This is a genomic window from Paraneptunicella aestuarii (genome assembly GCF_019900845.1).
GTDB classification, from domain to species: domain Bacteria; phylum Pseudomonadota; class Gammaproteobacteria; order Enterobacterales; family Alteromonadaceae; genus Paraneptunicella; species Paraneptunicella aestuarii.
On record NZ_CP074570.1, the window covers coordinates 2,354,205 to 2,379,084 of the forward strand.

A 24,880-nucleotide genomic window follows, 5' to 3' on the forward strand; every position below is an offset into this window, starting at 1 on the left:
GCATGTGTTTAGGTGTGCCTGCTCAAATAGTCAGTATTGAAGATGCTACCTTGGGAACCGCTACTGCTGATACCGGAGGTGTACAGTGCATAGTGAATATCGGATTGCTGGATTTGCAGGGTAAATCACAACAAGAGTTGATTGGTTCCTATGTGCTGGTGCATGTGGGTTTTGCCATGGCAATTATTGACGAACAGGAAGCAATGGATACGCTTAAACTACTACAGCAGATGTCCGGAGAGGCCAATGAACTCGACGACTAGCGCTAATTCGGGCTCAACTGCACTCGCGTTTAAAGATCAGACTATCGTGCAAACCCTGGCTAAGAATATCACTTCGCTTGCCAATCAATTAGCTGAGCTTAAAAAGCGCCCCTTACAGATTATGGAAGTATGCGGCGGGCATACTCACGCGATTTACCGTTTTGGTCTGGATCAGTTATTGCCCGATACCCTTGAGTTCGTGCATGGCCCAGGTTGTCCGGTGTGTGTACTGCCGCCCGAAGCTGTCGATAATGCTATTGCGCTTGCTCAGCAGCCCAATACGATTCTTGCCAGTTTTGGCGATACCTTGAGAGTTCCGGGCTCTGCAAACAGTTTACTGCAAGCAAAAGCCCTGGGGGCAGATGTTCGAGTCTTGTATTCGCCAATGGATGCTTTACAGCTAGCAACGCAACATCCTGACAAGCGCATTATCTTCTTTGCCATTGGTTTTGATACCACCATGCCAGGCATTGCTTACAGCATCCAACAGGCATATCAGCAACAAATCCCTAATCTGTTTTTTTATTGCCACCACATTCGTTTGCTTCCAACGCTGGAAGGATTATTTCTGCAACCCAATCCGGTAAAGTTAGACGGTTTAATCGGACCGGGGCATGTCAGCATGGTTATAGGAAGCAAGGTCTATGAAGACTTTGTCACAAAAACAGATTTGCCTTTGGTTATTGCGGGTTTTGAACCTGTTGATTTGCTGGATGCTCTTTATCAAATTTTATTGCAAATAGAGCAAGGTGAGTCTCGGGTTGAAAACCGTTATACCCGAGTTGTACAAGAACAAGGTAATCAAGCAGCGCTGAAAAGTATCCATGAGGTGTTTGATATGGATATTGATGCTAATTGGCGAGGTTTAGGCGAGGTTTCCGGTTCAGGCGTGCATATTAAAGACAAGTACCGGGCTTATGATGCTCAACAATTTATCAATAAAGAAGAAGCGAATAAGCACTCAGAAACACAACTTGAACCCATTTATTGCCAGCAGGTGATGACCGGGCAATTGCGTCCAACACAATGCCCTAAATTTAATTCAGAATGCATTCCTGAACATCCACTTGGAGCTTTGATGGTGTCATCGGAAGGGGCGTGCGCAGCGTACTATCAGTATAAAATTCGGGCATAGATAAAGTACAGATGACGACGAACGACAAAAGTAACGAAGCAAATAAAGAAATAATCACTTTAGCTCATGGTGCTGGCGGCAGAGCCATGCAAAACCTTATTGAGGGCTTGTTTTTAAAGGCTTTCGGCGATGAAGGTTTGTTGTTAAAAGACGATCAGGCAAGGTTATACCTAACCGAATATGCAGTTCATCAGCTTGCAATGACCACCGACAGTTACGTGGTTTCGCCAATCCAATTCCCCGGCGGTGATATTGGCAAGCTTGCCGTGTATGGCACAGTGAATGATTTAGCCGTTGGCGGTGCCATTCCCTTATATTTGAGTGCGGCTTTTATTATTGAAGAAGGGCTTTCTATTGCCGAGTTGGGATCCATCGTGTATTCCATGGCACAAGCTGCACAAACGGCAAAGGTGAAAATCGTCACGGGTGATACCAAAGTCGTCGAGCGAGGCAAAGCCGATAAGTTGTTTATTAATACAACGGGTATTGGCGTTATCCCGCCCAATATCGAGATTAGCGCGCAAAAAGCCCGCCCCGGAGACAAAGTCATCGTTAATGGCAATATTGGAAGCCACGGTGCGGCTGTGATGCTGGCGCGTGGTGAGCTTGGGCTTTCTGCTGATATTAAAAGCGACTGTGCGCCTCTAAACCTGCTCATACAGCCTCTTTTACAACAGTTTCCTGATATTCATTGTATGCGTGATGCAACCCGTGGCGGCGTGGGTGTTGTGCTCAATGAACTGGCGCAGGCTTCTGGCGTTAATATTGAATTGATTGAGCCGAATTTGCCGATTACGCCACAGGTAAATGGCGTATGTGAATTATTAGGGTTAGAGCCGCTTTATCTGGCCAATGAAGGATTGGCTGTGTTTATTGTTCCTGAAGAGCATGCTGACGCCATTTTGCGACAAATGCAGCAGCATCCTCACGGAGAACACGCCAGAATCATCGGCTCTGTGGTTGATTCGGTTCCAGACAAAACAACAAAAGGCCAGTCTTCACAAGCTTTGCTCTATATCAAGAATGAATTTGGTAGCAAGCGTATCCTTGATATTCCCTATGGGATTCAATTGCCGAGGATTTGCTGATGCACCTGAGAGGATTTGTTGATGCATGAATTGTCGCTGGTGAAATCCTTGTTGCAGCAGGTTGAACCTTATCAGGATCGACCGATCAAAAAAGTGGTACTCGAAGTGGGAACCATGACCTGCGTCGATCCGGAGCGCTTGGTATTTTGCTTTGATATGGTGAAAGAGGAAGCGGGATTGAGCGATGTTAATTTGCAGATCAACATGCAGCAAGCGATAGCTAAATGCCAGCAATGTGAACGAGAGTTCAAGTTACAACAATTAGGGCAGCCCTGCGAATGTGGCAGTTACCACTATACTATTGGCACAGGGCGAGATTTAAATTTAATCGAAATAGAGTTTAACGATGTGTAATCACTGTGGTTGTAGCGCAGAAAAAGCGCGAATTTCAGATCCTCAAAGCGGCAAACACACTCATTTGCATATGGATGGCAACAGCCTGAAATTGCAAGAGTCATTACTGGCGGGCAATACGGCTCTCGCTGAACAAAACAGAAAATGGCTGCAAAAATTACAAGTGATTGCCATTAACTTAATGGGCACGCCGGGCGCAGGTAAAACCGCTTTGTTGGAAGCAACCTTGAAAGCCCCTCAGTTCGCTTCGCTGGATATTTCTGTGCTTGAAGGTGATCAACAAACCTCTAACGATGCCAAGCGTATTCAGTCTGCCGGTGGCAAGGTGCTGCAAATTAACACAGGCACGGGATGCCATCTGGATGCAGACATGATCCATTCCGGTATTCATAGTCTGGAGCCTCAACCCGGTAGCCTGCTGTTTATTGAAAATGTAGGGAATCTGGTTTGTCCGGCATTATTCGATTTAGGCGAGAATTACCGCATTACCATGATGTCGGTGACTGACGGTGCGGATAAACCGGAAAAGTACCCGCATATGTTCAGCGAATGCGATTTAATCATCATAAACAAGGCGGATTTATTGCCTTACGTTGATTTCGATTTGGAATACGCCAAAAACTGTATTGCCAAATTAAATCCTGACGCCGACGTGATTTTAATGTCAGCAAATAAACAGGGGGATGCAGATGAAGAGAATCAACAGTGGCAACAGTGGTTAATGAACCGGGTGAATAATGCGTAAGCAGTATTTGCCCAAAGACTCGCTACCGGCACTTTATGAAGCGTTGAGAAAGCGGGGCTATAAGATCATCGCGCCTCATGTACATGATGGTGCTATCGTCTTTTCCGAGCAGCATTCTCCCGATACCTTACCCTGGGGATGGCAAGAGGAAACAGAGCCGGGACGTTATCAGCTACAACATACGGAACGGGATAATAAGTCAGAAAATCCAGCTCGCGCTTTTGCCTGGAATAACGGCCCTCAAGGGATTAAGCCCTGGTTGTTTAAACCAAAACAGGAAATGTGGCGTGCCGAAGAAACCGAAAATGGACTGCGTTTCAGACAACCAGATTATGCTGCCGAACCTATTGCCTTTATCGGCGCCAGAGCCTGTGATTTAGCGGCGCTGAATTTACAAGACAAGCACTTTATTCAAGGCCATTACCCAGATCCTTTTTACAGCGCTCAGCGCCAACAATTACTGCTCGTTGCCGTTAACTGCCAGCGTAGCGCAAGCACCTGTTTTTGTACCTCTACCGGTGATGGACCTGAAGCCTTGTTTGGCTATGACTTGTTACTGGATGAATTGGATGAAGGCTTTTTGATTGAAGCCAAAAGCGAAGTGGGTGATGAAATTTTAGTGGAATTAGCACTTGAATTGCCGCTTGAGTTACCACTTGACGCTTGCGAACAAAGTCTGCTGGAACAAGCCGAGCAGCAATTGCAACAAGCGGCACAGCAACAGAGAAAAATGCCCAGTGATTCAGAGTTACGGCTATTGCAAAACAAGCTGGATGACCAGCGCTGGCATGAAATCGCTGAAAAATGCCTGGCTTGCGGTAATTGCACACTGGTCTGTCCCACCTGTTTTTGTTCCAAACAGGAATCCAATAGTGAAAAGCTGGGCGAGGTGTCGTTAGCCTCGGTACAAACCTTTCATCCCGAACAAAGCGACAACAATGATGTGGCTTCGCAAGTGCGAGTTTGGGATTCCTGCTTTAGTGAACAGCATAGCCATATCGCAGGAAAGAATATTCGACCTGAAATCAGCCAGCGTTATCGCCAATGGTTATTGCATAAGCTATTGATGTGGCAAGAACAGTTTGGTCGTTCCGGCTGTGTTGGTTGTGGACGCTGTATTAGCTGGTGTCCGGTTGGCATTGATTTGGTTGAAGAAGCTAATCTTCTGCTTCGTTCCGAGCTTGACCAAGCCGTTGAACAAGCAACAGGGGAAAGACCATGAGCGTTGTATTACATACCGACCATATGGTGCATCTACCCAAGGTGGCCAGTTTTGTACCTGTTCCTGCTCGATTGATAAAGAAGGATCAGGAATCTGACGGTTTATATACCTTACATCTGGAAATTTGCAGTCAGCAACCTGAGCATATTCAACAGTTTGCAAGGTTTCAATTTGGTCAGTTCAATATGCTATCCATTATGGGCATTGGTGAAATACCTATTTCCATTATGGGCTGGCAAGACGGGCTATTGATGCACACTATTCGTTCTGTCGGGCGGGTGTCGGAAGCCTTAAACAATTTGCAACCCGGTAGTCAAATCGGTTTGCGAGGCCCATTTGGGCAGGGCTGGCCGTTAACGGATTTTACCGGGCGAGATTTGATTTTTATTACGGCGGGGCTGGGTTGTGCGCCTGTGGTGGCTGCCATTAACTACGCCGTTGCTCATAAGCAACAGTATCGGCGCATTGTGATCTTGCAAGGTGTCAAACATCATCAGGATTTGCTATGGCAAAGCAAATACGATGAGTGGCGCGACAAGGGGGATTGTCAGGTGTTGTTAGCGGCAAGCGAAGAGAATAAGCGCAAGTACCATTGGCGCTTGGGCTTGGTGACTGAGTTGCTGGAATTAGCCGAGTTCGATCCGTCTCATTGTTCCGTCATGATGTGTGGCCCGGAAATCATGATGTTAGCGGCATTAAAGCAGCTTAATAAGCAGCAGGTTGATGAATCGGAAGTGTATTTGAGCCTGGAGCGTAATTTTCAATGTGGCCTTGGTTCTTGTGGGCATTGCCAATTGGGGCCGTATTTTGTGTGTAAGGATGGCCCAGTGTTCCATTATCCTCAAATCAAACCCTGGTTTGGTCATACGGGTTTTTAGAGCAAAATGGAGAGGAATATGAGCAAAGCCAAATCAAAAGTCACGGTTGCCATTCATAAACTCACTTCCTGTTCAGGATGTCAGCTAGCGTTTCTCAATCAGGGTAAAGCCTTATTGAGCTTGCTGGAAATTGTGGAGTTTAAGCACTTTATTGAAGCGGGGGTTTACGAGCCTGACGCAAAAGTGGATTTGGCCTTTATCGAAGGAAGTGTTTCAACGCCAGAAGATTTAAAGCGCCTGCAAGAAGTACGAAATAATGCCAAGCTGTTGGTCAGTATAGGCGCGTGTGCAACAAGCGGAGGGGTGCAGGCATTGCGTAATCTTGCTGATGGCGATGTATGGAAGCGAGGTGTATACCCTCATCCCGAGTTTATTGCCACACTGGATACATCAACGCCTGTTGCAGAGCACGTAAAGATTGATTTTGAGTTGTGGGGCTGTCCGATTACGGTGCAGCAAATTCGCCATTTTGTGCAGCAACTTACGCTTGGCACATTGCCACAACCGGAAATGGAAAAATTGTGCATGGAATGTAAACGACAGCAAAATGTGTGCGTAGTCGTCACGCGGCAAGCGCCTTGCCTAGGCCCCGTTACCCGAACTGGCTGTGGCGCATTATGCCCTGAATTTGGCAAGGCTTGCTATGGTTGCTTTGGTGCATCTGAGCAGCCTAACGCTCGTAGTTTAGCGAATCGTTTTTCAGGTTTGGGACTGGTTTCTGAGGAAGTGGCGCAACGTTTTGCGGCAATTCATAGCCATGAACCTGCATTTAAAGCTCAGGTAGAACATTGGCAGGGGCTTTCGGTAAGAGAAATCGAATAAAATTTTATCGGTGGATGTTTTTCGGAACATAAGGCAAGCATGACAACAAAAGCACGCAAAATTAATTTAAAAGTTCCTTTCGTTACTCGTTTGGAGGGAGAAGGCGCATTAGAGCTGACAACCAAAGGCAACGACATTGATAAGTTACATTTAAAGATTTTCGAGCCGCCTCGGTTGTTTGAATCCTTTTTGCAGGGCAAATCATACAAAGATGTGCCAGATCTCAGTGCCCGTATTTGTGGTATTTGCCCTATGGCGTATCAGCTTACGTCTATTCAGGCTATGGAAACCCTGTTTGGTGTGCAGTTGCCCGAGCATATCATCAGGCTGCGTCGCCTCATGAACCTGGGCGAATGGCTGCAAAGTCATGCCTTACATATTCATTTCCTTGCTGCGCCCGATATTTATGGCTTTGATAGTGCCTTACAGATGGCGGGGGAATACCCTGAGTTTTTACAGCGAGGCATGTTAATACAGGAAGCGGGCAATTCCTTAATGACCTTACTTGGCGGACGCTCTGTCCATCCAGTTGGGCTGCAAGTGGGCGGCTTTACCAAGTTGCCCAATGCTGAAAAATGGCTGCACTGCTTAACCCTTGTTGAACACGCTTTACCTGCGGCTAAGCAATTAGTGAAATGGAGCAGTGAACTGGAATTGCCTGATTACAGCCATGACTTTTTGTGCGTAAGTCTAAAAGGCGAAAAAGCCTTTCCCATTAATAGCGGTGATATTCAAATCAGTAACGGACTGGTGATAACGCCTGCGCAGTATCCTGAACATTTTAAAGAACATCAAACCCGGCACTCGACGGCATTTTATTCGTTGCTTGACGGTCATGATTATCTGGTCGGCCCTTTAGCCCGTATGAACAACAGCTTTCATTTGCTGCATGAAGACGTAAAGCAAGTCGCCAAAGAGTATGGGCTCAAGTTTCCTAATCAAAACATGCATACCAGTATTCAAGCGCGAGCATTGGAGTGTTTTTCCGCATTACATGAAAGTCTGGGCATTTTGCAACAAGGGCTTCCGGAAGGGGAAGCCAATGTTGCCTATGATATTAAAGCGGGTGAGTGTCATTTTTGCACTGAAGCGCCCAGAGGCTTGATTTATCACTATTATGATTTAGATGATGAAGGTAAGGTGTTGAAATGTTCGATTATTCCGCCGACTAGCCAGAATCAGGCTCGTATCGAGAAAGACCTGCATTTTTCCGTGAAACAATTCGGTTTGGATAAATCTGACAAGGAGCTGAAATATTTCTGTGAGAGGATTATCCGAAATTATGACCCTTGTATTTCCTGTTCTACTCATTTTCTGGACTTTAAACGTATTCAGAAATAGATAAGTGCGCTTTAGATAGGTTATAGCCATATCTTTGCACTGGTACTAAAATCAAAGAGTTAGTTGTAATAAATACAGAGGTAAGATGAACGCCAAGATGAACGTAAAAAAGGTTTTATACATTGAAGGTACGGTCAATCTGATCATGGCCTTGTTGAAGTTTATCGTTGGCCTTACCGTACAATCTACAGCAATTATTGCTGACGCTGCGCATTCTTTAAGTGATGTTGCCAACAATGGGTTAGCTTTTCTTGCTATTCGTTTTTCTGAAAAGCCTGCCGATGATGACCACCCTTACGGGCATGAGAAGTTTGAAACGCTGGCTGTATTTGCTCTGGCTTCATCCCTTGTCATTATTGCTTTTGAAGTCATTATCCATGCAGTACAACGTATTGGTGAGCCGATTGAACCCAGCCCTGTGGGATTCTGGTTATTAGTCGCGTGTGTGGTGATTAATATTGGCCTGACTACGTGGGAACACTACTGGGCTAAACGCCTTAATTCTCATTTGTTACATGCCGATGCAAAACATACTCTTGGCGATGTTATGACTTCTGTTGCCGTTATTGCTGGATGGCAACTTGCCAGCATGGGCTGGTACTGGATTGATGCCGTAACGGCTATCGGTGTCGCTGGTATCATTTTCTACTTTGCCTTTCAGCTGTTTAAACAATCCATTCCTATTCTTGTGGATGGTACAAAACTGGACAATGCTGCGGTAGGAAAAACCGTCCAAAAGCTGGATGGAATTGAATCGGTGCATAGCATTCGTTCTCGCTATAACGGTAAGCATGTGGCAGCTGATTTGATTATTACCGTAGCTCCTGACATGCCAACCGAAGCGGCTCATGAACTTGCTAACGAAGTAGAATCTATATTAAAGAATAAGTTTAATGTGGAAGATGCTGTGGTTCATATCGAACCGGATCCCCAATATACGGCTGATAAAGAGAATCCTGATAAAAAAGAATGAGTCATTCAGGCAATGTAGAGCTTAAATCGCACTTAAGAATGATGCTGTTCGCATTATTCTCTATAACGATTCTGTTCTCGGTGTCGGGTTATAGTACGCCGATTATTGTTGATAACGCAGCATTTTCTCAATCCGCATCAGCACCTCAATCTGCGCAAAATACCGGGGCAGGTAGTTGCCATCAAATACAGGTATTTACCCGCCAAGGCTGCCCACATTGCGCCAAAGCCAAACAATATTTTGCGTTATTCGCACAACAATATCCGAATATTCAGATACAAACCCTGGATGTACAGCAAGGCGATAACCTGGAGCAACTTAGAGTTATCAGCCAGCGCTATGGCATAGCTAATCCTGGCGTTCCTACCTTTAGAATTTGCGACGCTGTTATGGTTGGGTTTGATGAGCAACAAACACCAGCCTGGATAACACAGCAAATGGCTATTACCGATGTTGCGGCAACCCGAAATATTCATTTGCCTCTGTTCGGTGATGTCGCGCCCGAGAAACTTGGTCTTCCTCTGTTTACCGTTGTCATCGGGTTGGTTGATGGATTTAACCCTTGCGCTATGTGGGTGTTGTTATTCCTGCTTTCAATTCTGGTCAATTTGAAAGACAGGATCAGGATGGCCGTTATTGCCGGTAGCTTTGTGTTAGTGAGCGGACTGGTTTATTTTGCGTTTATGGCTGCCTGGCTGAATGTGTTTCTGATCCTTGGATATTCCCGCAATATTCAGATTGTACTGGGCGCGATAGCATTTTTGATTAGCCTGATTCATATCAAGGATTACTTTGCATTCAAACAAGGGATTAGTTTGAGCATACCTGAATCGGCAAAACCGGGACTGTATTCGCGAGTGCGTAAAATTGTTCAGGCTGAAAACCTTTGGCTGGCGTTTCCCGGCATCATCGTTGTTGCCGTATTAGTCAATTTTCTGGAATTGCTCTGTACTGCCGGATTGCCCGCAGTCTTCACCCAAATTTTAACCGCAAAATCCCTTCATTCCTCCGAGTATTATGCTTATCTGACTTTATACAATATCGCCTATATTTTTGATGATAGCGTGATGGTTGTAATTGCTGTTTATAGCCTTAATAAAATAAAAATGAATGAGGCTCAGGGAAGAGGTTTGAAACTATTGAGTGGTATTTTTATTTTAGCTTTATCTTTAGGTTTGTTGTTTTTTCCAGAAGTTCTTTTTTAATAAGAGTAGTAGTAGTTCTTACTTTCTATATTCGAGGAAAATAATTTTACGAAAGATTGTAAATTCAATTTGAAATTGCACAGCCATTTTAACTAAACATTCAGGCTTATCATGCTTTTAATTTGACAGTTGGCTCCACTGCATCCAAATTTAAAAATGTCAGTGGTGGATTTTAATTAAGAGTATTGACATGAAGCTTCAAAAACGGATAAGCATTTATATATCCTCACTGGTGATTAGTTCTTTAATTGTGCTTGCTGCTGCATTATTTATTACAGCGAAAAGTGAAATTGAAAATGCCCTGGTAAAAGAGTTTGATGAACGTCTGGTTGGTATACGTGATGCGCAAAAGCACCAGATAGAATCCTATTTCTCCACCATTCAAAATCAGGTTATCACCCTTGCCAGTTCCACGATGACCCAAGACGCCATGCGAGATTTTACCTCGGCGTTCCAAACCTTCGAACAAGATGTCCGCCTGCCTGTTTCTCAAGAAGATATAACACGTAGTTTGAATAATTACTATCAAGATGAATTTGGCAAAAAATACAGAGAAATGAACGAAGGAAGGCAAGTAAATACCCATGAGTTAATTCAATCTTTATCAGAAAATGCCAAAACAATTCAGTATATTTATATTAGTGGCAATAAATTTCCATTAGGTGAGAAAGATAAGTTAATTAATGCAGAAAACCCATCCAGACATAATCAGTTTCATGAAAAATATCACCCGTCATATCGGCAATTCTTATACTCTTTCGGTTATTACGATATTTTTCTAGTGGATTTGAATGGAAACGTTGTTTATACCGTTTTCAAAGAGCTGGATTTTGCTACCTCACTAACCAACGGTGCTTATAAAAATTCAGGTTTGGCTAACACCTTTAAACGCGCCGTCGCACTTTCCTCTGGTGAAAGCGTGTTGGTTGACTTTGAGCCTTATAGCCCTTCTTACGAAAGCCCCGCATCATTTATCGGCACACCAATCGTTAGCGAAGGACGCACAATTGGCGTATTGATATTTCAGATGCCCATTGAACGCATCAACAGCATTATGACGTTTAATAAAAATTGGCATGGCAGCGGCATGGGGAATAGTGGAGAAACCTATCTTGTTGGGCAAGACATCAAAATGCGCAGCAATAGTCGATTCCTGATAGAAGCGCCTAACGAGTTCTTCAAAGCTGTGCAGGGAAATTTCGAGAGTAGCGTTATTGATGAAATGAAAAGTAAGGAAACCACGATTGGATTACAGACGGTGAACACCGAGTCAGTGCAAAGAGCATTAAAAGGGAATTCGGGCATTACTTTGGTCAAGGATTACAGGGGAGTGGATGTGATTTCTGCCTATACTCCTCTGAATATTTCGGGGGTGAATTGGGTATTGTTAAGTGAAATTGATAAGGATGAAGCATTTTCATCCTTAGGTTCTCTGGAAAGTGCGCTGACTGTCACGGGGTTGGTTATCGCGTTGATTTTGGGCATTGTAAGTTTCCTGCTATCAATCATCATGGCAAAAAGTATTGCTCGTCCTATTAATCAGATGATTTCCTTTATTAATAACAGTGCTTCTAATCTCGATTTCTCTAATCGTTATCAAATAACCAAAACGGTAGAAGCCAATGACGAAATCCGGGATTTGGCAATCAGTTTTAATACTATGGTTGGGTCTGTGGAATCCACAGTTAAAGACGTTAAGCAAGCGTCATCCGTGCTATTAAAAGCAGTATCAGAACTGATGAGCAAGTTTGAAGAAGCGAAAAACAAATCGGCTGAACAATCTAATCTTACCGTCCAGATCTCCGCAGCCATTGAACAGTTGGCCATGACATCAAAAAGAGTGGCTGAAATTGCCAATCAAACCAGTGAAATGAGTAATGAAGGTGTGGAAAAGTCTAATGCTGGACGCGATTTGGTTATAGTCAATCAGCAGAATAGCGAAACCCTGGTTAATGAAATGAGTTCGACCAATGAAGTTATGAAACAACTGGAAGAACAAACATCGAATATTGGCAAAGTGCTTGAAGTAATCGTTGCTATTGCCGAGCAAACCAATTTATTGGCATTAAATGCCGCTATCGAAGCCGCCCGAGCCGGTGAACAAGGCAGAGGTTTCGCTGTTGTCGCTGATGAAGTGAGAACATTGGCTAAGCGAACTCAGGATTCAACCGGGGAAATCAGTCAAATAATTCGAGACTTACAATCAGGTAGTAAAGTCACGGTCGCTTCCATTCAAGAAGCCAACGAAAGAGCAGAAGATACCAAACGTATAGCACATGACGTGGGAGGGGCACTTAACACCATTATTGGTATTATTCAGCAGATCGAAGCCTACAACACGGAAGTGAATACCGCAGCGTCGGAACAAAGCCATGTAACAGAGGATATGTCTCAGCGAATTTCAGCTGTTACGGTGTTGGCGGAAGATAATCGAGAGCTCATGGACGAAGCCGAAAAACGCGCCTTATGGGTTTCTGAAAAATCCCGTGAATTGGAAAATATGGTGAAAAACTATAAGGTGAGTTAGGGCGTATTTTGGAGCTGTTTGCTTTATTTTATTAGGTTTTTAAGTTGTCCCTCTTGTCACTGGTTATGTGGCGGTTTTTGAGTTCGAGTGAATCAATTCAATACATCGAACGCAAATAAAAGCTAATCGCGAAAAATTCGCCATGTCCAACTCGTTATAGCTAGACAAAACATTTTCAACAAATGGTGCTAAATGCTAGTAGTCATTAGCTTCATCAGCTCGATTTCACTTAAAGAAAATAATATTTCTCATTTCGTAGTCTTAAGCTATTGAAAGCGCTCTCATTCAACGGTTGTTTTTACTACCTTCGTAATTCTCGGTTTTCGTCTCGAACAAGCGATGGGTTTTAACTTATTGATTCTAATAAAAAGAAAACCTAAGATTTAAATTATCAGGAGCCTGTGAAAATACCAGTTCTTGCTTTCCTAAAATAATATATGGAAAAGATTCTGGTAATTCGATTTAACCTATTGCTAAAATTGGAGGAAGTTTTTCTAGTTGATTTTTTTGGTATGGTTCTAAAAATGCCCATAATGAGAATTCATAGTTATACACTGTTATAAATTTTTAGAGTAAGTCATAATGGATTGGATTATCGAAAATAAAGATTGGCTCTTTAGTGGAGTCGCGATTGCAATACCTCTTACAGTTATAGGTTGGTTGATTGCTACACGTGGAAACAAACAGATTCAAAAAGGTGGTAAAAACTCAACCAATATTCAAGTTAGTGGAAGTCTTAATATAGGCCGGAATAAGGATGATGAATAAGCAAAGTCAAAAAGGGGGGGATAGCTCAACTAACATTCAGACCGAGCAAATGATCGTGCAAGTTGGAATTGATGAAAAGCGTGCTCGCGAAATTTATCAAGAAATGAATCTTCAGCTAAAGAAAGATTACACTGAAGAAGCGCTAAAAATTGCAAATACAAGAGTTTTAGAGTTTGAAAATTTACTCATGCCTAAGATGGAAAGTGTCGAAGGTGCATTAGAGATATTCGCGGATCCTAGCTTTCAAATTTTACTCGTTGATGCGCAAAAGACAGTAGCCTCTACTGAAAGAACTGCTGACTATGAGCTCCTTTCCGAGTTGTTAATACATAGATTTCAGAGAGGTGAAAACCGTATTGTGAGAGCTGGAATTAGTCGAGCCGTAGAGATTGTAGATAAAATTTCTGATGATGCTTTAATTGGATTAACAGCATTTCATGCTGTAAGTTCATTCCTCCCTTCGACTGGAGATATTTTTCAAGGAATAGATCGACTAGATGACTTGTTCGGAAAGATATTATACGGGTCTTTACCATCAGGTATGGATTGGTTGGATCACTTAGACATTTTAGATGCTGTTCGCCTGAGTTCATTTGGTGGCTTAAAGAAAATCGAGCAATACTACTCTGAACAGCTACCTGGATATGTGGATGCTGGAATTAGAAAGGATTCGGACGACTATAATAAGGCACTGGAAATTCTTAAAGCTGAAGCTTTATCTCATACAATAATGGTTGAGCATGCATTGAATCCTAATTATGTAAGAATTCCGGTGCCGGACCGGCAGCAAATTGGATCTATTAGTTTAATTCAGCAAGTAATTCATGAGGGTAGTCTTATTCAGTTGCCCGTTGCACCTTCAGAAGAGCAAAAGGATGCAATGAACTCGGTATATGATCTGTATGACAAAGACCCGAGTATAAAGACTGAAAACATTCGTTTATTGATAGAAAATATAGATAAAAGAAAAAACTTAAATACTCTAAAAGAATGGTGGAACAGCTTGAATGTAGGCATTCAAATAACAGCTGTCGGAAAGGTGTTAGCGCATTCAAATGCGCAGAGATGCGATAAAAATCTACCGCCGCTCAACTAATAAAAATTAGGAATGGAGAGCAATGTATAATAAACCAATCAACTTCACGCCTGCGTCGCTTATCTTGGCGTTATGTGTGAAGATAAGGTATCGAATAAATTATGAATATCACTTTTGATTCAAATGTCTGGAGGATAATATCCTCGCCAGAAAAATTCCCCAATGAACCTTCAATTGAAGTTTTTAAGGCCATAAGAAAAGCAATTGAAGATAGTAAAATAACCCCTTTCCTTTGTGAAACAGTTTTTACACTTGAGGCAATAAAAAGGAAAGAAAGAAAAAGGTTCTTTTCAGCTTACAAAGCAAGCATCAACAGCTCAGTTGAGGAAGGAGAAAATGGGGAATTGAAATTATCGTTCTCTATGGGGCCAGATAAAACTGCACATCCAGGGAATAATAGCTATTTAGAAGCTCACCTAACTGATGCTATTGAAATTGGTTTTCAAATTATCAAGCTACCAAGATTTGCAGGAATAGTGAACCCCGATATAGAAGCATACTATTACCAGCATAGTGATTTGAACTCATACCACGACAAAGTACATAAAGTATGTAGGGAAATCGAGCAAAAAGGTGCGGGGATATCCCATATTAAGGAGTTGGGTGAAAGATTCAACCCCCAATGGGTTACTGGTATTAAACAAGCACCGGAAAGTGAAGAAGGTAATATTGCTAAGGCAATAGCAGAATGGGCTGATGGTGATTCAGTTGCTTGCCACATAGCTGTTGGCGGGGACTATTTTTGCACCAGAGACACGGCTAAGAAAGCTGGTGATAAATCGATATTGAGTGAGGACAATCTAACTTGGTTGAAACAAGAATATAATTTTCACACTATTTCACCAGAAGGTTTAGCTTCGAAATGTTAGAAGCTAAACACATAACAATCATATGTACTTGGACAGAAAAATGCAGATCGAGGAATGAGCGCCTCTTTTTTCTAACGGTGATGTGAAGCGTTATAGCAATGAAGTATTTAATTAGCCTTTTGTTACTCCTTATAGCTGTAATCTATAACATCAGATACTCGAATGATGAGCTTACTGTTAGCTTTACCAAAGTCATTCTCTTTTAACCTAAGTCTTTTGTTTTAGTTATATTGGATTTATACGGTAAAAATCAGAGAGGCTTTTTGTTGGTTTGGTATGCTTATTGCCGCCAAGCTGCACTGCGTCACAGTCCATCAATTAGTTTTTGATGTGTTTCTTTCCTTTCTTTGAAATAGCCATATTTGTCATAAGTCCCCATAACCTTAGGCAACTTGTCGTTTAAGCATCTCTCAGCCACATGAGGTTGAATGCCAAAGTTCGACATTAATGGTTCGGCTAATGTTAGTCAGGCTCCGATGAAAAATAAAAAGTGGGAAATGAAAACTAAAAGAAAAATGCTGAGAATACACTCCGGTATTCTCAGCAACAAAGAGCAAACTACAAAAGCAGTAGATATGCATTGTGGGGTAATCGCTAAGCATAAATACTGAAAATCCTAGGTGATCGGAAGTTAGGATCACACAGGAACTGCATTTCAATATCGCTCCACACATTTAGATGATAGGTCTGGCTTCTGCTGCGCACAATGCGACATTTTGTCGCACCCTGATTTTTATATGACGGATCCTTTGTTGAAGTGGATGTAAAAACTTAACTTTACAGGCTGATGCGTTGAATTTCTGAGAACTAAGCTGAATAGAAGACTAAGCTGTTTGTCAGAGGCGCATAATCAGTTAGGATTACCCGGCGCTAAAATTTGAAACCTAAAATAACGATAACTCCACAAGGAACCAAGCTTTGATCAAGAAACAGCATCTCCTGAAAGTGCTCGATATGGGTATTGATACCCATCAGGAACCTGTCGTATTTATTCGTTCTGACTGCCACGTGTGTAAGTCGGAAGGGTTTACGGCCAGTAACCGTGTTGCTGTATCAACCAATGGGTTCAAGATGCTTGCAACTCTGAATGTTGTTGAAGGAGATATCATTCCCAAGGGATATGCCGGTTTTTCCAAAGCCGCGATTAAGCGTCTTAAAGCCTTACCCGGTGACGATGTGCAATTCTCTCATCCACCGGTTTTACCTTCTTTAGGCTATGTACGAAAAAAGATTTTTGGCGAAAAGCTCAGCAAGCCTGAAATAGAAGCCATCGTAAAAGACATTAGTGACCATCAATATCGAGATATTGAGATTGCCAGTTTTCTTGCTATTTGTGCCGGTGGTCGATTGGATGCCGATGAAATTACTGATTTAACCATGGCGATGGTGAATTGTGGCAAGAGGCTGTCGTGGAATGGTCAGAAAAAAATTATGGACAAACATTGTGTCGGTGGTGTTCCCGGCAACAGAACCACACCTTTGGTGGTCTCCATTGTAAGCGCCGCTGGTTTGATTATTCCTAAAACCTCTTCGCGCGCCATTACTTCTCCTGCTGGAACGGCGGATACAGTTGAAACACTAACTGAAGTGAACTTGAGCATGGAAGACATGCAGCGCGTCGTTGCCGAAACGGGTGGCTGTTTAGCCTGGGGCGGCGCGGTTAATTTAAGCCCTGCTGATGACTTGCTCATTCGTATTGAGCAAGCGCTGGATCTTGATGGTGAAGGGCAATTGATTGCGTCCATGTTATCCAAAAAAATCGCCAGCGGTTCGACCCATGCCATTATTGATATTCCGGTTGGTGACACAGCCAAAGTACGCACTCAGAAAGATGTCGATCGTTTAGCTGACTTGTTCTACAGGGTAGGAACGGCATGTGGTTTAAAAGTGCGTTGCATCATTACTGATGGCAGCAAGCCTGTCGGTTTTGGCATTGGCCCGGTTGAAGAAGCCAGAGACTTATTGGCTGTGTTGAATGGTGAACCGGAAGCTCCCAGGGATTTAAGAGAAAAGTCCATATTATTGTCGGCTCATTTGCTGGATTTGGCGAATAACGACGAACAAAGCCGTGATCTTTCCAAGTGTATCGAACAGGCAACCCAGATACTCGACAGCGGATTAGCCAAGCAACAGTTTGAAAAAATCGCCCAGGCACAAGGTGGTTTGAAAACTCTGCCCGACGCGGGTTTCTTCCATATGGAAACCGCGCCAATATCCGGCACCATTACAGCGTTTGACAACCGTAAGTTAGCCCGTTTGGCGAAACTGGCTGGTGCGCCGTTTACTAAAGCATCTGGACTTAGATTACACGCTACTGTCGGCGATGTTGTCAGGACAGGCGCGCCATTGTTTACCATTTATAGTAATAGTAGTGGCGAATTGGATTATGCCATGCGCTACTACCAGGATAACCCTGATCTGGTTTGTATTCAGCCTTAGACGAGCCTGAATAAATCTTATATTTCAGGATGTTAGTTGCCAAGGTTAGGGCATAAGGAACAGGGAATAATAAGGATAAATCATTACATGATACGAGGTTTACATGTTTCAAGATTCACCAGGTAATCTGGTTTTGTTTGCTCCGACTCAGCACTCAATGTGTTATTCATTAAGTCAGCATTTGGGAGCCGAAGTCGGCGAAATAGAACATCGGCAGTTTCCTGATGGAGAAACTTACTTACGTGTACTCAATAATGTGAAGGGTAAAAAGTGCGTTATTTTATTGGACTTGGTAAACCCTAATCCCAAGTATTTGCCACTTATCTTTTTGTCTAACACATTACGAGATCTTGGCGCTGAATCGGTGGGATTAGTTGCTCCTTATCTCAGTTATATGCGCCAGGACAAACGCTTTAATGAAGGTGAGGCAGTGAGTTCTCGTATTTTTGCCAAAGCTTTATCTCATCATGTTGACTGGATGGTGACCGTTGACCCACATTTACACCGCTTTGCCAGCCTGGATGAAATCTACAGTATTCCAACCGTGGTTGTGCAAGCAGCGCCTGCCATTGCCGAATGGCTGAAAGGTGAATCAGAAGTTATGCTGGTTGGCCCTGACGCTGAAAGCCAGCAATGGGTTGAGCAGATCGCCAGTATTTCAGAGCACCCTTTTATCATTGGTGAAAAAAAGCGGGAAGGGGATCGCGAAGTTCATATCACCTTTGAAGCGATAGAAAATAACCTGCCGAAAAAGGTCGTGATTATCGATGATGTCATTTCCAGCGGACATACCATTTTGCAATGCGTCAATGAGCTCAAAACACTGGGTGTTCAGAATATCAGTTGTGCTACTGTTCATGGTATTTTTGCCGAAGATGCGGATTCCATGTTGATTCTCTCGGGACTAACTGAGCTGGTTACTTGCAATACGGTTGCTCATCATAGTAATCGAATCGATGTCAGTCGCTTTATTGCTGACGCGGTTTATCAATGTCTTTAACCTATAGCCTTCTTTTAAGCTGCTAAAAAACAGTTAACACAAGGTAATCTTTTAGGCACAATCGGTTAATTATTGACTCTCACTCTTGAATTTTTTGAATTCTATGGCTTGGGCTATGATTAATCGATTGCTTATCTCTCTTTCTTTTTCCTTGCTTGTATTGTTATTAACTTCCTGCTCGGGAGTGAAAGAAATACATCAACCAGAGCATGCTTCCCTTTCACAAAGCCCTGTTTTACAAGCTTCGCCTTTACAGGAGTGCGCACAAGTTTTTATTGATAGTCAACCCAACATGGCTCCGACAGTTTATGACAGCAGCCCCTTACTTCCTTATGGCAATAACCTGCAACTATGTTACCCACACGCATTTGCATTGGAATATTGGACAGGAAACCATTCGCCCCGTTGGGCTGCGTTTACCTTGCCGCTTTCTGACAATATGTTGACCGAGTGTTCTGGCGAAAAGCTGACAGAAGAAAGGTTTCACGTAGACGCTCAATTTCCTGAGAACAATCTCACGGCTGACAGTTACCAAGGTTCTGATTTCGTACCTGAATTATTGGTTCCTGAATTGCTATTTGAAGGAAACCCTTGTGCTCAATATCATGCCAGAGTGCTAACTAATGTGACTCCACAACATCAATATTTACAGCCACTGTGGCATGAATTAGCCAGGCAAATTCAGGCGTGGGCTAAGCAGTCTTCCAAATTGTATGTGGTAACAGGCAATGCATTTCAGAACTTTCCTTATCAAGCGTTTGAGGAATTTGAACAAGGCAAGTTAAATAAAGATAAGCTGATATTGGGTGGAACCCGGATTGCTGCGGTTAGCTCTGATCCTGCGTCTTTAAACGCGATGATTAAAGATGACACATTGCCAACCGCTTATTTTGCGCTGTTATATCGTCCTGAACAGAATGGGATTTCAGAGCAAATGATTGGCTTCTTGTTACCTCATACCCAACAGGATCTTAAACTGGCTAACGATAGTATCTGGTCTTTTGTTGCGCCACTCGAAACTATCGAAACGACTTCTGATGTGTATTTTCCTGGACTGAAATCGCATATAGATGCGCCTATCAAGAGTGACTGGTTCTTTAAAAACCGATCAATCAGGAGTAATTAACCTCGGCAGAGGTTAATTAAAATGCTCGCAACACTAGCATGAAAAATATTTACCAAAATTGACATGCATCAAATTGCTGGGTAGTATTTTAACCTCTAGGGGTTCTTAAAGGGCTGCTCTTAAAGAGCCATTACAACCTCCATACGAACAATATCAATTGTCCAGGTAAGGACTTTATTAAAAAGCTCGCGATACGTAGCAAAATATAAGGTTATGCGTATGAATGCTATTATGTCTGAAGGTTTTACTGTTACAGTCCGAACCCGTGTCAATATTCCTGTTATTAATGGAAAGTATTTCGCTGATTTAATCAGTTTTAATGGGTTAAGAGATAGTAAAGAACATTTGGTTTTAGGGTTCGGTGATTGGGAAAGTCATGAAGTTCCCAATATTCGAATACACTCTGAATGTTTAACCGGTGATGTGTTTGGTTCCATGAAATGTGACTGCGGTGCGCAGTTGCATGAAGCTATCGAAAATTTCGGTAATGACCACGGTATATTGTTATACATGCGTCATGAAGGGCGAGGCATCGGTTTATATAACAAATTGGAAGCCTATGTATTGCAACAAAAAGGCTTTGATACCTTTCAGGCCAATCAAATGCTGCATTTTCCTGATGATATGCGTGATTACGAGCCGGCCGCTGGTATGTTAAAAGCTCTGGGCATAACCAATGTTCGCTTGCTTTCCAACAACCCGGATAAAGCCAGTCAATTAGAAAAATACGGCATTAATGTGATTGAAAAGCAATCTACTGGCGTATATTGCAATGAGCATAATCAGAAGTATTTACGCTCTAAAGCCGAATACAGTAAGCACGACATTCAGTTTGATCCGTCCATATAATTCTACCGATGAGTAGTAGAGTTTTAGAAAACTGATTTGAAATTATTACCTGACTGGAGACAGGTGTTTGGATTGGATTAATATTGTCATTACCGGGTTTGATGGGCTGAATTCAAAGTTAACGGGGGCGGGCGTTGTTGTACGCTCTATCGTTGAAGAGTTTGAACAGCTCATTGCCGAATCCAGGGTTTTAACTCCTTCGAATACTCGCTTATTTGCGTTAACCGCTTATCTCAGAGAAGACGCTCCGGATCTTAATCGTGAATTACGAGACGAAACGCAGGCTTTTTGCCGCAAGTGGAACGGCGATCTGATTACTTATCGAACCTATTCGGATGGTTATAATCGCAGTCAGTTGTGGTCTCCAACGCAAAAAGGCGGAGGTTACAATCAGTGGCTGAGTAATAGCCTCTCTGTGGCGAACGTTGCCATGATGATTGAGCGTCAATATGGTCAGGTTTTACTTATTACGCACGACACTCCCTTTGCTCAGGTCTCCAGATATCTAATGCCCGAAAGTAACGTTAAACATTTTTGGGTGCCTCATAGTATGGGAGCGATATTTTTCGATAACTGGTCGAAAGCAAAAGCGAGATTTGAGCGAGTAGGGCTAAAACATATTGTCGAGCGAGGCGATTCTGTGGGGGCGACCACGGAAGAATTTGATCGCACCATGCGTCAGGAAGTTAAAGGTATTAAAAAACCTTTACGCAGTTATCTGTTAAGTAACAACTTTATTTCCATGAAGCGGGAAATGTTGGATGAAGAACGCCAATCAATTCTTGCCCGATACCAAATTCCGGCAGACAAAAAACTGATTTTTGTCTGGGGACGTTGCGTACCACAAAAAGGCTGGGATATCACTTTACCTACCTTAAAGCGTTTCTTTGAAACACCAGAGCATCAACAGCAATATCATGCCGTTTTGCTCATGCCTACGGGGGCAATGACTAACGATTATGCGCAGAATGCATTGCGTCTTATGGATGAATTGTCGGAACAACATTGCACTAAAATAACCACCTTCGACTATGACCTACCTTCCGCCATGTTAAACAGCCGCAATCTTGATATGGTGTTGTTAACATCGCGCTGGGAAGGCATGAGCCTTGTGGCATTGGAAATATACAATACGGTAAAAACCTCGGTTGCTATCGTTTATTCCGACATTCATTACTTCAATGTCATCTTTCCGAAAATGCATAACAGTTTTCAAATGCCGGAATTTAGTAGTGATGCGCTCTACGATACGGTTATTGAAGCGGTTGAAACGCCTCGTTCAGAGCAACCGTTTGAAGAAATGGAATCAGCGATTTCGACCTATGCCAAAGCGTTTGATGCAGAGTTAGAGAGAAAATAGGGGAAATTGGAGGCGAAAATTAAAGCAACGCCTCCAATTTGTAATTGGCTTATAGACCGTATGGGAAGTCTTTATGGTTAACCACGCCAGATTCTCTAACACCTTTTAATGCTTTTGAATATTCAGCCAAAATGTCCAAACCGTAAGTGAGTCTTTCACTGGCTGGATTTTCATCTGAGAAATCATCCGCATTGCGAACAATGACGTGGTCTGGAATATAGCAAATACGAGTATTTTTGTAGCTGCTCATGCGTAATTCTGCCACAGGGTAAGAACCGCCAATACCAGAGGAAACTGAAACGATGAGCGCTGGTTTGTGACCAAGCTCACGAGCACTACACATTAAAAAGAAGTTCTTAATTAATCCAGTTGCCATTCCTGAGTATTCTGGCGTGATAATGACAAATGCATCATCGTCACGTAGTGGAGCAATAACATCGCGCTTTATTGGAGCCCACTCTTCAGAACTTGTCCAATAATCTTCATTCCAATGGGGAATGTCAGTTTCAGCAAAGTTTAACTCGTTGATCTCACTAAAGCTTGCCTTTGCCAGGCAACGTTCTTTAATGATGTTGGCAATTTTACTGCTATTGGAATTCTGTCTGTTGCTGCCTGTTACTATTTTTAATTTCACTTACTACTCTCCCGAGGTTAAGGGCACATTGGCCAAATTATAATAATTATTAACCTGACAATCGGGTGCTATTCACTGCTCATTAAAGCACCTGTCTGATAGCAATCTATTTTTTAGAGTATGCATTCATCAAGTTACGGCGAGCATTCTATTCACTATTGGGAATAGATGCCAGAAAGGTTATATGTTTAAAACAAATAACTAAGTCCCGCATTTTATCCCTCCATTTACATCTAACTTATAAGTGTTTTGTCAGAACAAATCTTAATCATTTAAGCTTTGATTTTTTGTCAATGATAACAATGGTAATTAATTTCATTATGAATTTTGCTTCTTTATTTAAAAGAATTCATTTAAATAAAAATAAAGAAATTTATTTTACTTTTAAACCAGATTTACCATTCCAACGCCTCGTAAAATAACCGATTTAATGAAAATCATCCGTTTCAGGGTAATTATATTTCATCTTGATTGAGGTTAAAAAATAGGGCAGCCTTATTTAAATATAACATGCGTTAAAATATCAACCTTCCTTGCTTTTAATTTATTTTTTTATCTAAGGTAAAATTAAAATCAATTGGGTGGGTATTTTTTACTGCTGATTAATAAATTAAATCGTTCTGTAAAATATTTTTCTGATTTTAAGGGTTTAATTAAAGCATTGTCGCAAAAATAAACGTGGATGTAGTGTAAGTATGTCAGTAAATGTATTGCGTAAAATTTGTGGGATATCGTTACTTGGTATCGGATTTACTTTGAGTTCATCGCCTTATTGTGAAGTATTGCAATTCAAAAATGTGAATGTCATTACCATGGAGCAGGAACAGGTTTTAGATGGTTACCAGGTTATTGTGAATAATGGAGTTATCACAGCAATAAAGCCCGATTCAGAAGCAGCGCCAGAGAATATTGATCGAGTGATTGATGCTAAGGGGTATTATATGCTTCCGGGCTTGTCCGATACTCATTTTCACCAACACGGTGGCGATTATCATGAATATCAGTTGCAATTTAAGTCATTGATTGCAAACGGAGTTACCAATGTTCGCAGTATGGCGGAGTGGTCAGAGCAAGATACCATAGCAATACGTTATAGTGCAGATGCAAACAAGATCCTTGCTCCTTATTACTATACAACCGGGCCTCAATTAGCCCATTACAATATGAAGAACCCACAGGATGCAATCAATATGGTTCGTTTCCATAAAGATCGGGGGTATGACTTTATTAAAGTACATGGGGATTTTGATACTGAAACCTATTTTACCTTATTAAGAGAAGCTGAAAGGGAAGGTATTCCGGTTACAGGACATGCACAACGAAAGCAACCTCTTGAATATTCTTTACGTATGTATGGATTGGCACATATGGAAGAATTGGTGGTGGTGTTATCCGACGAAGAAAATTTAAAAATTGTCGATTTAGATCCTGAAACAGCAAAATCAATTGCTCAACAGGTTAAAGATAGTGGCATTTTTATTTCACCCACATTAAGCATTATCGCTGGAATTCAAAATTATACTGACGATGCTAAATTTGAAAAAATGAAAGCAAAGGAAGCGTCTAAATATATTTCATGGAAGGAATATGAGCGTTTTACCAACCCAGAGAATCAAACCTATTACAGTCCATTCTTTAGAACCGAGAAAGTTTTGAAGTATGTGGATGATCTGATTAAAGCAAATACAATTTTAACCAAATATCTCAATGATGCGGGTGTTCCTCTTTTAGTGGGCACTGATAATTATGGTTTTCAGATTACAGGTTTCTCGATTCATGACGAGCTTCAGCTCATGCATGAGGCAGGGATGTCAAATTACGATGTGCTAAAAGCAGCGACGATTAATAGTGCTCGTTTCCTTAAGCGTCAGAGTACAGCAGGTACTATTAGTGTTGGGAAAGAAGCGGAATTTATTTTGCTATCTGAGAATCCTCTTTCAGACATTAAAAATACCAAGTCAATTCAAGGTGTTATGTTGAGAAATCAATACTTCGATAGAGCAGGACTGGATGCCATGCTTGATGAAGTATTGAAGGCTCGACAAGCGGAATTTGAAGACGCAGCACAAGCAGCAAGCAAAAAAGCACAGCAATAAATAGTTAGGCAAAAACAACAAAGTCAGGCTCGTCATTGATTCGGTCAATGACGAGACCGGTGATGTAAGACCAATAATAACAATGACTGG

At 42.2% G+C, this 24,880-nt stretch carries 23 protein-coding genes; 22 read left to right on the plus strand and 1 reads right to left on the minus strand.

The features are described 5' to 3' along the window. The first annotated feature begins 2 nt into the window (after positions 1 to 2). The 21 genes from KIH87_RS09665 to KIH87_RS09765 all read left to right on the plus strand — a co-directional run bounded on the left by KIH87_RS09665 (position 3) and on the right by KIH87_RS09765 (position 22,060). Complete coding sequence (locus KIH87_RS09665; RefSeq protein WP_232361328.1) at positions 3 to 263, plus strand: HypC/HybG/HupF family hydrogenase formation chaperone; 261 nt, start codon at positions 3 to 5, stop codon at positions 261 to 263. Then, complete coding sequence (gene hypD, locus KIH87_RS09670; RefSeq protein ID WP_232361329.1) at positions 247 to 1,398, plus strand: hydrogenase formation protein HypD; 1,152 nt, start codon at positions 247 to 249, stop codon at positions 1,396 to 1,398. Before KIH87_RS09665 ends, hypD begins: the two co-directional genes overlap by 17 nt. A gap of 11 nt (positions 1,399 to 1,409) precedes the next feature. After that, a complete protein-coding gene (hypE, locus tag KIH87_RS09675) occupies positions 1,410 to 2,486 on the plus strand; it encodes a hydrogenase expression/formation protein HypE (RefSeq protein ID WP_232361330.1) in 1,077 nt (358 codons plus the stop codon). A gap of 21 nt (positions 2,487 to 2,507) precedes the next feature. Continuing rightward, positions 2,508 to 2,840 (plus strand): hydrogenase maturation nickel metallochaperone HypA/HybF, encoded by a 333-nt coding sequence (locus KIH87_RS09680; protein ID WP_232361331.1) that lies wholly within the window; start codon positions 2,508 to 2,510, stop codon positions 2,838 to 2,840. Continuing rightward, positions 2,833 to 3,585 carry a hydrogenase nickel incorporation protein HypB gene (hypB, locus tag KIH87_RS09685; protein WP_232361332.1) on the plus strand — a complete coding sequence of 251 codons (753 nt, stop codon included), beginning with the start codon at positions 2,833 to 2,835 and terminating at the stop codon, positions 3,583 to 3,585. Before KIH87_RS09680 ends, hypB begins: the two co-directional genes overlap by 8 nt. Then, positions 3,578 to 4,807: a 4Fe-4S dicluster domain-containing protein gene (locus KIH87_RS09690; RefSeq protein ID WP_232361333.1), complete on the plus strand. Its 1,230-nt coding sequence runs from the start codon at positions 3,578 to 3,580 to the stop codon at positions 4,805 to 4,807. Before hypB ends, KIH87_RS09690 begins: the two co-directional genes overlap by 8 nt. Further along, entirely contained in the window at positions 4,804 to 5,685 is an 882-nt protein-coding gene (locus KIH87_RS09695; RefSeq protein ID WP_232361334.1) for an FAD/NAD(P)-binding protein, read from the plus strand. The genes KIH87_RS09690 and KIH87_RS09695 overlap by 4 nt, the downstream gene beginning before the upstream one ends. Positions 5,686 to 5,703: 18 nt before the next feature. Then, complete coding sequence (locus tag KIH87_RS09700) at positions 5,704 to 6,507, plus strand: NADH-quinone oxidoreductase subunit B family protein (RefSeq protein WP_232361335.1); 804 nt, start codon at positions 5,704 to 5,706, stop codon at positions 6,505 to 6,507. Positions 6,508 to 6,546: 39 nt separating this feature from the next. Beyond that, complete coding sequence (locus tag KIH87_RS09705) at positions 6,547 to 7,848, plus strand: Ni/Fe hydrogenase subunit alpha (RefSeq protein WP_232361336.1); 1,302 nt, start codon at positions 6,547 to 6,549, stop codon at positions 7,846 to 7,848. Between the two features lie 97 nt (positions 7,849 to 7,945). Further along, the gene (locus KIH87_RS09710) at positions 7,946 to 8,821 is read left to right on the plus strand and encodes a cation diffusion facilitator family transporter (RefSeq protein ID WP_232361337.1); all 876 of its coding nucleotides are present in this window, start codon (positions 7,946 to 7,948) and stop codon (positions 8,819 to 8,821) included. Then, on the plus strand, positions 8,818 to 10,026 hold the full coding sequence (locus tag KIH87_RS09715) for a thioredoxin domain-containing protein (RefSeq protein WP_232361338.1): 1,209 nt from the start codon (positions 8,818 to 8,820) through the stop codon (positions 10,024 to 10,026). The genes KIH87_RS09710 and KIH87_RS09715 overlap by 4 nt, the downstream gene beginning before the upstream one ends. 190 nt (positions 10,027 to 10,216) lie before the next feature. Then, the gene (locus KIH87_RS09720) at positions 10,217 to 12,553 is read left to right on the plus strand and encodes a methyl-accepting chemotaxis protein (RefSeq protein WP_232361339.1); all 2,337 of its coding nucleotides are present in this window, start codon (positions 10,217 to 10,219) and stop codon (positions 12,551 to 12,553) included. Between the two features lie 582 nt (positions 12,554 to 13,135). Continuing rightward, positions 13,136 to 13,321, plus strand: a complete 186-nt coding sequence (locus KIH87_RS09725) for a hypothetical protein (protein WP_232361340.1) — start codon at positions 13,136 to 13,138, stop codon at positions 13,319 to 13,321. Beyond that, entirely contained in the window at positions 13,311 to 14,417 is a 1,107-nt protein-coding gene (locus KIH87_RS09730; RefSeq protein ID WP_232361341.1) for an LPO_1073/Vpar_1526 family protein, read from the plus strand. Before KIH87_RS09725 ends, KIH87_RS09730 begins: the two co-directional genes overlap by 11 nt. A gap of 101 nt (positions 14,418 to 14,518) precedes the next feature. Further along, positions 14,519 to 15,286, plus strand: coding sequence for a hypothetical protein (locus tag KIH87_RS09735; RefSeq protein WP_232361342.1), 768 nt, complete (start codon positions 14,519 to 14,521; stop codon positions 15,284 to 15,286). A 428-nt stretch (positions 15,287 to 15,714) separates the two neighbouring features. Then, positions 15,715 to 15,897 carry a hypothetical protein gene (locus KIH87_RS09740; RefSeq protein WP_232361343.1) on the plus strand — a complete coding sequence of 61 codons (183 nt, stop codon included), beginning with the start codon at positions 15,715 to 15,717 and terminating at the stop codon, positions 15,895 to 15,897. 307 nt (positions 15,898 to 16,204) lie between these two features. Beyond that, positions 16,205 to 17,725 (plus strand): thymidine phosphorylase family protein, encoded by a 1,521-nt coding sequence (locus KIH87_RS09745; RefSeq protein ID WP_232361344.1) that lies wholly within the window; start codon positions 16,205 to 16,207, stop codon positions 17,723 to 17,725. Between the two features lie 103 nt (positions 17,726 to 17,828). Next, positions 17,829 to 18,725 carry a ribose-phosphate diphosphokinase gene (locus tag KIH87_RS09750; RefSeq protein WP_232361345.1) on the plus strand — a complete coding sequence of 299 codons (897 nt, stop codon included), beginning with the start codon at positions 17,829 to 17,831 and terminating at the stop codon, positions 18,723 to 18,725. Positions 18,726 to 18,840: 115 nt separating this feature from the next. Further along, entirely contained in the window at positions 18,841 to 19,851 is a 1,011-nt protein-coding gene (locus tag KIH87_RS09755; RefSeq protein ID WP_232361346.1) for a DNA/RNA non-specific endonuclease, read from the plus strand. A gap of 231 nt (positions 19,852 to 20,082) precedes the next feature. After that, positions 20,083 to 20,700, plus strand: a complete 618-nt coding sequence (ribA, locus tag KIH87_RS09760; RefSeq protein WP_232361347.1) for a GTP cyclohydrolase II — start codon at positions 20,083 to 20,085, stop codon at positions 20,698 to 20,700. Positions 20,701 to 20,767: 67 nt separating this feature from the next. Next, positions 20,768 to 22,060, plus strand: coding sequence for a glycosyltransferase family protein (locus KIH87_RS09765; protein WP_232361348.1), 1,293 nt, complete (start codon positions 20,768 to 20,770; stop codon positions 22,058 to 22,060). Between the two features lie 49 nt (positions 22,061 to 22,109). Here KIH87_RS09765 and KIH87_RS09770 read toward each other — a convergent pair whose 3' ends face one another. Beyond that, the gene (locus KIH87_RS09770) at positions 22,110 to 22,694 is read right to left on the minus strand and encodes an NADPH-dependent FMN reductase (protein WP_232361349.1); all 585 of its coding nucleotides are present in this window, start codon (positions 22,692 to 22,694) and stop codon (positions 22,110 to 22,112) included. A 695-nt stretch (positions 22,695 to 23,389) separates the two neighbouring features. On the opposite strand from KIH87_RS09770, the gene KIH87_RS09775 reads away from it, so the two are divergent. After that, entirely contained in the window at positions 23,390 to 24,790 is a 1,401-nt protein-coding gene (locus KIH87_RS09775) for an amidohydrolase family protein (RefSeq protein WP_232361350.1), read from the plus strand. Positions 24,791 to 24,880 lie beyond the last annotated feature (90 nt).

Coding starts and splice junctions, on each gene's coding strand:
- KIH87_RS09665 (WP_232361328.1), top strand. CDS start 3: ATGTGTTTAGGTGTGCCTGCTCAAATAGTCAGTATTGAAGATGCTACC.
- hypD (WP_232361329.1), top strand. CDS start 247: ATGAACTCGACGACTAGCGCTAATTCGGGCTCAACTGCACTCGCGTTT.
- hypE (WP_232361330.1), top strand. CDS start 1,410: ATGACGACGAACGACAAAAGTAACGAAGCAAATAAAGAAATAATCACT.
- KIH87_RS09680 (WP_232361331.1), top strand. CDS start 2,508: ATGCATGAATTGTCGCTGGTGAAATCCTTGTTGCAGCAGGTTGAACCT.
- hypB (WP_232361332.1), top strand. CDS start 2,833: ATGTGTAATCACTGTGGTTGTAGCGCAGAAAAAGCGCGAATTTCAGAT.
- KIH87_RS09690 (WP_232361333.1), top strand. CDS start 3,578: ATGCGTAAGCAGTATTTGCCCAAAGACTCGCTACCGGCACTTTATGAA.
- KIH87_RS09695 (WP_232361334.1), top strand. CDS start 4,804: ATGAGCGTTGTATTACATACCGACCATATGGTGCATCTACCCAAGGTG.
- KIH87_RS09700 (WP_232361335.1), top strand. CDS start 5,704: ATGAGCAAAGCCAAATCAAAAGTCACGGTTGCCATTCATAAACTCACT.
- KIH87_RS09705 (WP_232361336.1), top strand. CDS start 6,547: ATGACAACAAAAGCACGCAAAATTAATTTAAAAGTTCCTTTCGTTACT.
- KIH87_RS09710 (WP_232361337.1), top strand. CDS start 7,946: ATGAACGTAAAAAAGGTTTTATACATTGAAGGTACGGTCAATCTGATC.
- KIH87_RS09715 (WP_232361338.1), top strand. CDS start 8,818: ATGAGTCATTCAGGCAATGTAGAGCTTAAATCGCACTTAAGAATGATG.
- KIH87_RS09720 (WP_232361339.1), top strand. CDS start 10,217: ATGAAGCTTCAAAAACGGATAAGCATTTATATATCCTCACTGGTGATT.
- KIH87_RS09725 (WP_232361340.1), top strand. CDS start 13,136: ATGGATTGGATTATCGAAAATAAAGATTGGCTCTTTAGTGGAGTCGCG.
- KIH87_RS09730 (WP_232361341.1), top strand. CDS start 13,311: ATGATGAATAAGCAAAGTCAAAAAGGGGGGGATAGCTCAACTAACATT.
- KIH87_RS09735 (WP_232361342.1), top strand. CDS start 14,519: ATGAATATCACTTTTGATTCAAATGTCTGGAGGATAATATCCTCGCCA.
- KIH87_RS09740 (WP_232361343.1), top strand. CDS start 15,715: ATGCCAAAGTTCGACATTAATGGTTCGGCTAATGTTAGTCAGGCTCCG.
- KIH87_RS09750 (WP_232361345.1), top strand. CDS start 17,829: ATGTTTCAAGATTCACCAGGTAATCTGGTTTTGTTTGCTCCGACTCAG.
- KIH87_RS09755 (WP_232361346.1), top strand. CDS start 18,841: ATGATTAATCGATTGCTTATCTCTCTTTCTTTTTCCTTGCTTGTATTG.
- ribA (WP_232361347.1), top strand. CDS start 20,083: ATGTCTGAAGGTTTTACTGTTACAGTCCGAACCCGTGTCAATATTCCT.
- KIH87_RS09775 (WP_232361350.1), top strand. CDS start 23,390: ATGTCAGTAAATGTATTGCGTAAAATTTGTGGGATATCGTTACTTGGT.